The following is a 7,600-nucleotide window of genomic DNA, read 5'->3' as shown; positions in this document are numbered from 1 at the left end:
CCCCTCCAAGTAAAAGTGTAACATCCATGTTTATTCATGGTCTTTTTACACTGTCTACCTTAAGGGGATAATATCAGCCTCTGTTTGTCTTTTTTCCTGTCCTATAATACAATGATGACAGCAAACTAACGTTCGTTATGTAAGTGAAAGGTGGGGATTACATGTCGCTTCGATTTGTGATTGGACGAGCCGGAAGTGGAAAAAGTACATTTTGTTTACATGAAGTGCAAGAAGAATTAGGGCAGCGTCCAAGAGGCGAAACAATTTTATATCTTGTACCGGAACAAATGACGTTCCAAACGCAGCAAGCTTTAATAGGTAATGAAGGAGTTAGCGCCTCCATCAGGGCGCAAGTTTTTAGTTTTTCAAGGTTAGCGTGGAAGGTCTTGCAAGAAGTTGGTGGTGCAAGCCGCCTTCATATTGATGAGGCTGGCGTGCATATGTTACTACGTAAAATTGTAGAAGCGCGTAAAGAAGGATTGTATGTGTTTCAAAAAGCAGCAGAACAAAATGGCTTTTTTGAACATTTAGGCAGCATGATTGCCGAGTTTAAACGTTATAATGTAACGCCATCGAATGTATATGAGATGTGGCAACAGTTAGATGCTCATAGTAGCGGTGATGAACAAAAATTATTAGCAAATAAAATGTACGACCTTCAGCTTTTATATGATGATTTTGAACGGGCTTTAATTGGTAAATATTTAGATTCAGAAGATTATTTACAGTTGCTTGTAGAAAAGCTTCCGGATTCTGATTATGTAAAAGGCGCAGAAATTTATATAGACGGATTTCATTCATTTTCACCTGGGGAATTAGAGATTATTAGACAGCTCATGATTTGCGGAGCAAGAATAACAATTACTTTAACAGTAGATGAAAAAACATTATCGCAGCCAACAAGTGAACTAGATTTGTTTTATCAAACAGTACTTACGTATGAAAAGGTAAAACAACTGGCACGTGAGGAGAAAATCGCAGTTGAAAGTACAATTTCAATGAGAGAACAGCCACGTTTTCTTTCGCCAGCATTGGCACATCTAGAAGCTGAGTTTGAATCTCGTCCGTCTAAGAAGTTCCAAAGTGAACCAGACATTACATTATATACAGCGGCAAACTTGCGAGCGGAAGTTGAAGGTGTAGCTAGGGAAATTCGCAGACTTGTTGCGGAAGAGGAGTATCGCTACAGAGATATTACGGTTCTTCTTCGTAATGGAGAAAGCTATTATGATGTAATGAAAACATTGTTTACTGATTATGATATTCCGCACTTTATCGATGAAAAGCGTCCAATGTCACATCATCCATTGATTGAATGCATTCGTTCTGCACTAGAAGTGATTAGTGGGAATTGGCGTTATGATGCTATTTTTCGCTGTATAAAAACGGAATTATTATATCCGTTGGATGTGAGAAAAGAATCAGTGCGCGAAGAAATGGATGAGTTTGAAAATTACTGTTTAGCATATGGTGTACAAGGAAAGAGATGGACGGCAGATGAGCCGTGGACGTATCGTCGTTATCGTTCGCTAGATGGAGTAAACGGAATGCAAACAGATAGCGAACGTGAAATGGAAGAGAAAATAAACCGCCTTCGTGATGTGGTAAGGACACCAATTATTCGTTTGCAGAAGCGTTTAAAACGTGCAAGTTCAGTTGTACAAATGTGTGAAGCGGTTTATTTGTTTTTAGAAGAATTAGATGTTCCTAAAAAACTGGAAGATTTGCGTATGCGTGCTGAGGCAGAAGGGAATTTTCTATTTGCAAGTGACCATGATCAAGTTTGGGAAGAAGTAATGAATCTTCTTGATACATTTGTAGAAATGCTTGGTGAGGAAAAGATGTCTCGTTCAATGTTTATCGATGTAATGACAACGGGACTTGAGGCACTTCAATTTGCAAATATCCCGCCTTCTTTAGATCAAGTGCTCATTGCGAACATTGATCGTTCAAGGTTATCGGATATTCGCGCGGCTTTTGTGATTGGTGCGAATGAAGGAATCATTCCGGCAGCCCCTTCAGATGAAGGGATGTTATCAGATGAAGAAAGGGAATTTCTCGTTACAGCTGGTGTAGAATTAGCACCAACAACAAGGCAGACGTTATTAGAAGAGCAATTTGTTATTTATCAAACAGTAACTCGTGCATCTGAGAAGTTATATATTTCTTGTCCCCTTGCGGATGAAGAAGGAAAGACGCTACTTTCATCTAGCTTTATTAAGAAAGTGAAAAGAATGTTTCCTTCTGTTAAAGAAGTATTTGTAACGAATGATGTGAATGATTTATCTCGTCAGGTACAAATTTCGTATGTAGCAACGCCAGAGGTTACCTTGTCATATGTAACGCAGCAATTACAAAATTGGAAACGATATGGTTTTGAAGGGAACCTTGATTTTTGGTGGGATGTTTACAACTTCTATGTTACATCGCCCGAGTGGAAGCAAAAAAGTAGTCGTGTACTATCTAGTTTATTTTATCGAAACCGTGCGCAGAAGCTTAGCTCAGTTGTAAGTAGAGATCTATACGGAGATAAAATTAAAGGAAGCGTCTCTCGCATGGAATTATTTAATCGATGCGCATATGCTCATTTTGCGCAGCATGGATTATCGCTGAGAGAGCGTGATATTTTCAAGTTAGATGCACCGGATATCGGCGAATTATTCCATGCAGCATTAAAGAAAATTGCAGACAAGTTACTTAGGGAAAATCGTACTTGGGCTGATTTATCGATAAAAGAGTGTGAGCATCTTTCTGCCATAGTAATTGAAGAAATCGCACCGTTATTACAAAGACAAATTTTATTAAGTTCTAATCGGAATTATTATTTGAAACAAAAGTTACAGCAAATCATTTTCCGTACGTCACTTATCCTTCGTGAACATGCGAAGTCCAGTGGATTTGTGCCAGTTGATTTAGAGGTTCCATTTGGTATGGGCGGGACAGGCTCACTTCCGCCGATGGAGTTTTCGTTGCCAAACGGTGTGAAAATGGAAGTTGTTGGCCGGATTGACCGTGTAGATAAAGCGGAAGACGAAAATGGTACCTTCCTTCGCATTATTGATTATAAATCGAGCACAAAAGCTTTAGATTTAACAGAAGTATATTATGGGTTAGCACTTCAAATGTTAACGTATTTAGACGTTGTTATTTCAAATGCGAATACGTGGATGAAAAAAGATGGAACGGCATCACCTGCTGGCGTTTTATATTTCCATATTCATAACCCGATTGTGGAGATGAAAGGCGACGCTTCGGAAGAAGAGATTGAAAAGGAAATTTTAAAGAAATTTAAAATGAAAGGTCTCGTACTAGGAGATGCGGATGTTGTTCGATTGATGGATAACAAGCTTTCAACAGGAAGTTCAGACATTATTTCTGCAGGTCTGAAAAAAGATGGTAGCTTTAGTGCGCGTTCTAGTATTGCAAGTGAGCAAGAATTTACAACCTTACAGCAATATGTACATCATACATTTGAAAACATCGGGAAAGACATTACAGAAGGTGTTATTGATATCGCACCGTATAAAATGGGGAACAAAGCAGCTTGTACATTCTGTAATTTCCGTTCTGTTTGTCAATTTGATGAATCACTTGAAGACAATCAGTTCCGTACATTAAAAGATATGAAAGATAGTGAAGCGATGGAGAAAATGAGAGAGGAGGTTGGCGAATGATAGAGAATTGGCCAAAGAAACCTGAAGGTAGTCAATGGACAGATGATCAATGGAAGGCAGTTGTTGCAGGTGGCCGTGATATTTTAGTAGCGGCGGCAGCGGGATCGGGAAAGACAGCTGTACTTGTAGAAAGAATTATTCGCAAAATTATTAATGCCGAGAATCCAGTAGATGTGGATCGCTTGCTTGTCGTAACGTTTACAAATGCAGCGGCACAAGAGATGAAAAACAGAATTGGTGAAGCGTTAGAAAAAGTATTAATTGATGAGCCAGGATCAGGGCATGTTCGGAAACAGCTCAGCTTATTAAATAAAGCATCAATTTCAACCATTCACTCGTTCTGTTTACAAGTGATTCGAACGTACTATTATATGCTCGACGTTGATCCACGTTTTCGCATTGCTAATCAGACGGAAAATGAATTGTTAAAAGAAGAAGTATTAGATGACATATTAGAAGAGGAATATGGAATCGAAGGAAATGACATTTTCTTTGAACTAGTTGATCGATATACGAGCGATCGTAGTGATGATGACCTGCAGCGTATGATTTTAGCGCTTCATACGGAATCGAGGGCGCATCCAGATCCAGAGAAGGGGCTGGATAAGCTTGTCGAAGCATATGATGTGGAAGGGAAATCAATTGAAGACTTAACGTATGCAACTTATTTATTAGAAGATGTGAAGTTTCAGCTGGAAACTGCTGAAAAGCATATTCGGAAAGCAATTGAGTTAGCTATGCTTCCGGATGGGCCAGCGCCTCGCATTGAGACATTACAAGCGGACCTTGTGTTACTCGGGACGTTATCTAGTGCAGCACATCAGTCTTGGACAAGTGTATATGAAGCGATGCAAAATGTTTCGTGGCAAACGTTAAAGCGTATTAAAAAGAGTGATTACAATGAAGAGATTGTCAAACAAGTAGATTCACTTAGAAATAAAGCGAAAGATGAAGTGAAGAAGCTACAAGAAGAGTTGTTTAGCCGGAAACCAGAAAGCTTTTTACGTGATTTCAAGGATATGCACCCTGTACTAGAAAAGCTTGTTCAGATTGTAAAAGTATTTACTGAGCGTTTTCAAACGATAAAGCGTGATAAAGGAATGGTTGATTTCACAGATTTAGAGCATTTTTGCTTACAAATTTTAAGTGAACGTACAAACGATGGCGAGCTTCGTCCATCACCAGTTGCGCTTCAATATCGGAATAAATTTGCCGAAGTACTTGTCGATGAATATCAAGATACGAACTTTGTGCAGGAGTCAATTATTAAGTTTGTAACGAAAGACTTTGAACAAGAAGGTAATCTGTTTATGGTCGGCGACGTAAAACAGTCGATATACCGATTCCGATTAGCAGAGCCTGGCTTATTTCTAGGAAAGTATAAACGTTTTACACCTGAAGGAATAGACGGCGGGATGAAGATTGATTTAGCTAAAAACTTCCGCAGTCGTCATGAAGTACTAGCGGGTACGAACTTTATTTTTAAACAAATTATGGGCGAAACTGTTGGGGAAATCGATTACGATGCTGATGCTGAACTAAAGTTAGGTGCGAGCTACCCAGAAGGAGAAGATGTAGCAGCCGAACTGTTATGTATTCATCAGTCTGAGGGAGAAGAATCGGTAGAGGGAGAAGACGGTGTAGAAGTAGAAAAAGCACAGCTTGAAGCACGTTTAATGGCGCAGCGAATTAAAGCGATGGTTGATTCAGGTTATGAAGTATATGATCGTAAAACAGATAGCATGCGCCCTGTGAAATACCGTGACTTTGTCATTTTACTTCGCTCGATGCCGTGGGCTCCGCAAATTATGGAAGAGTTAAAATTACAAGGCATTCCTGTTTACGCTGAGCTCGCGACAGGTTATTTTGAAGCGACAGAAGTGACCGTTATGATGAATGTGTTTCGGGTAATTGATAATCCGATGCAAGATATTCCGCTTGCTGCTGTGCTTCGTTCCCCGATTGTTGGGTTAAATGATGAAGAGCTTGCGATGTTGCGTGCTCATGAGAAAAAAGGCTCGTTTTATGAAGTGATGCGTTCCTTCTTACAAGGCGCGCCGCTTGAAGAAGAGGCAGAATTACATGGGAAATTACAATGGTTCTATAATCTCTTGCAAGGGTGGCGTGAATTTGCGCGCCAGCAGTCTCTTTCTGATTTAATTTGGAAAGTATATCGTGAGACGGGTTATTACGATTTCGTTGGTGGTCTTCCAGCGGGAAAACAGCGTCAAGCTAACTTACGCGTACTATATGATCGCGCAAGGCAGTACGAAGCAACATCTTTCCGCGGTTTATTCCGTTTCCTTCGCTTTATTGAACGTATTTTAGAGCGCGGGGATGATATGGGAACAGCGAGAGCGCTTAGTGAACAAGAAGATGTGGTTCGAATTATGACGATTCATAAAAGTAAAGGGTTAGAGTTCCCAGTTGTATTTGTAGCGGGGCTTGGGCGCCGTTTTAATACACAAGATTTAATGAAACGATTCTTATTACACAAAGATTTCGGTTTTGGATCACAGTTTATTGATCCTCGTAAACGAATTAAATATACAACGTTATCACAACTAGCCATTAAACGTAAAATGAAGATGGAACTAATTGCGGAAGAGATGCGCGTATTATATGTTGCTCTAACGCGTGCAAAAGAAAAACTGATTTTAATTGGTACGGTGAAAGATAAAGAAAAAGAAATTGAAAAGTGGCTTGACTCGCGTGAACATACAGATTGGTTGTTACCGGATTACGTTCGTGCAGGAGCATCTTGTTACTTAGATTGGATTGCACCGTCACTATATAGACATCGTGATAGCGAAATGCTTCTTGAACTTGGACAAGGAAATATACCAAATGAAATTTATGAATACGATGCGAGCTGGAAAGTGGAAGTGGTTGATGGTAGCACTTTACTTGCACCGGAACCAGTACAAGAAGAAAAGCAAGAATTGTTAGAAGCGCTTCGTGAGAAAAAACCTGTTCCTCTAGAAAGTGAACGAAAAGAAGAGGTGTATGCTCGTTTAACTTGGGAATATGCGTATGAAGGTGCAACAGCGCATCGGGCGAAGCAGTCTGTTACTGAGATAAAGCGGAATTATCAATCGGAAGATGGAAGTGATAATGCCTTTATTAAAAAACTTCGTACTCCTATAAAAACGCGTCCTCGTTTTATGGAGAAAAAGGGGTTAACTTATGCTGAACGGGGGACAGCTGTTCACGCCGTAATGCAACATGTTAATTTACAAAAACCGATCACGCTTGAAACCGTTCAAGAGCAAATTGCGGAAATGGTAAATAAAGAGTTACTAACATTTGAGCAAGCAGAAGAAATTGCGATTGATCGAATTGTAGCATTTTTTGATACGGATCTTGGTAAGCGTGTGTTAGCTGCGAAAAGTGTAGAACGTGAAGTGCCGTTTACGATGATGCTTTCAGCGGAAGAGGCGTATCAAGATTGGCAAAATCAGAGCAGAGAATCTGTACTTGTCCAAGGGGTTATCGATTGTATGATAGAAGAGGAAGACGGAGTTGTATTAATCGATTTTAAAACAGATACAATTGAAGGAAAGTTCCCAGATGGATTCGATCAAGCAAAGCCGATTTTAGCAGAACGTTATAAAGTACAGCTTTCATTATATGCGAAAGCGTTAGAGAAAAGTTTACATCATCCAGTGAAAGAAAAGTGCTTATATTTCTTTGATGGAAATCACATAGTACATGTTGATTAACAAAGTAAGTGAAACATACATCAAAGTATAAATGTGAAAAAGGGGAAAGATGTAACTCTAGGAAGGGAGTATGTAAAATGGTAACTTCCAAAAAAAGTTTAAGAACTTGTGATAATGGACACCAATACTGGTCTTACCCCCGTCAAGTGGACAGCTGTAAAAAAAGACTATGCAGCCATCGAGATTCGATATTCAATCGGAGCT

Annotated in this window: 2 protein-coding genes; both read left to right on the top strand. The window is 39.6% G+C overall.

Annotation, left to right across the window (positions count from 1 at the left end; translation table 11 throughout):
- Nucleotides 1-161: 161 nt before the first annotated feature.
- Nucleotides 162-3,674 carry a helicase-exonuclease AddAB subunit AddB gene (addB, locus tag JDS96_RS29150; RefSeq protein ID WP_199668915.1) on the top strand — a complete coding sequence of 1,171 codons (3,513 nt, stop codon included), beginning with the start codon at nt 162-164 and terminating at the stop codon, nt 3,672-3,674.
- A complete protein-coding gene (gene addA, locus JDS96_RS29145) occupies nt 3,671-7,396 on the top strand; it encodes a helicase-exonuclease AddAB subunit AddA (protein ID WP_199668914.1) in 3,726 nt (1,241 codons plus the stop codon). Before addB ends, addA begins: the two co-directional genes overlap by 4 nt.
- Nucleotides 7,397-7,600: the final 204 nt, after the last annotated feature.

Source organism: Bacillus cereus group sp. N21, assembly GCF_016483395.1.
Lineage (GTDB): Bacteria > Bacillota > Bacilli > Bacillales > Bacillaceae_G > Bacillus_A > Bacillus_A pseudomycoides.
This window is presented reverse-complemented; position numbering and strand designations above follow the sequence as displayed.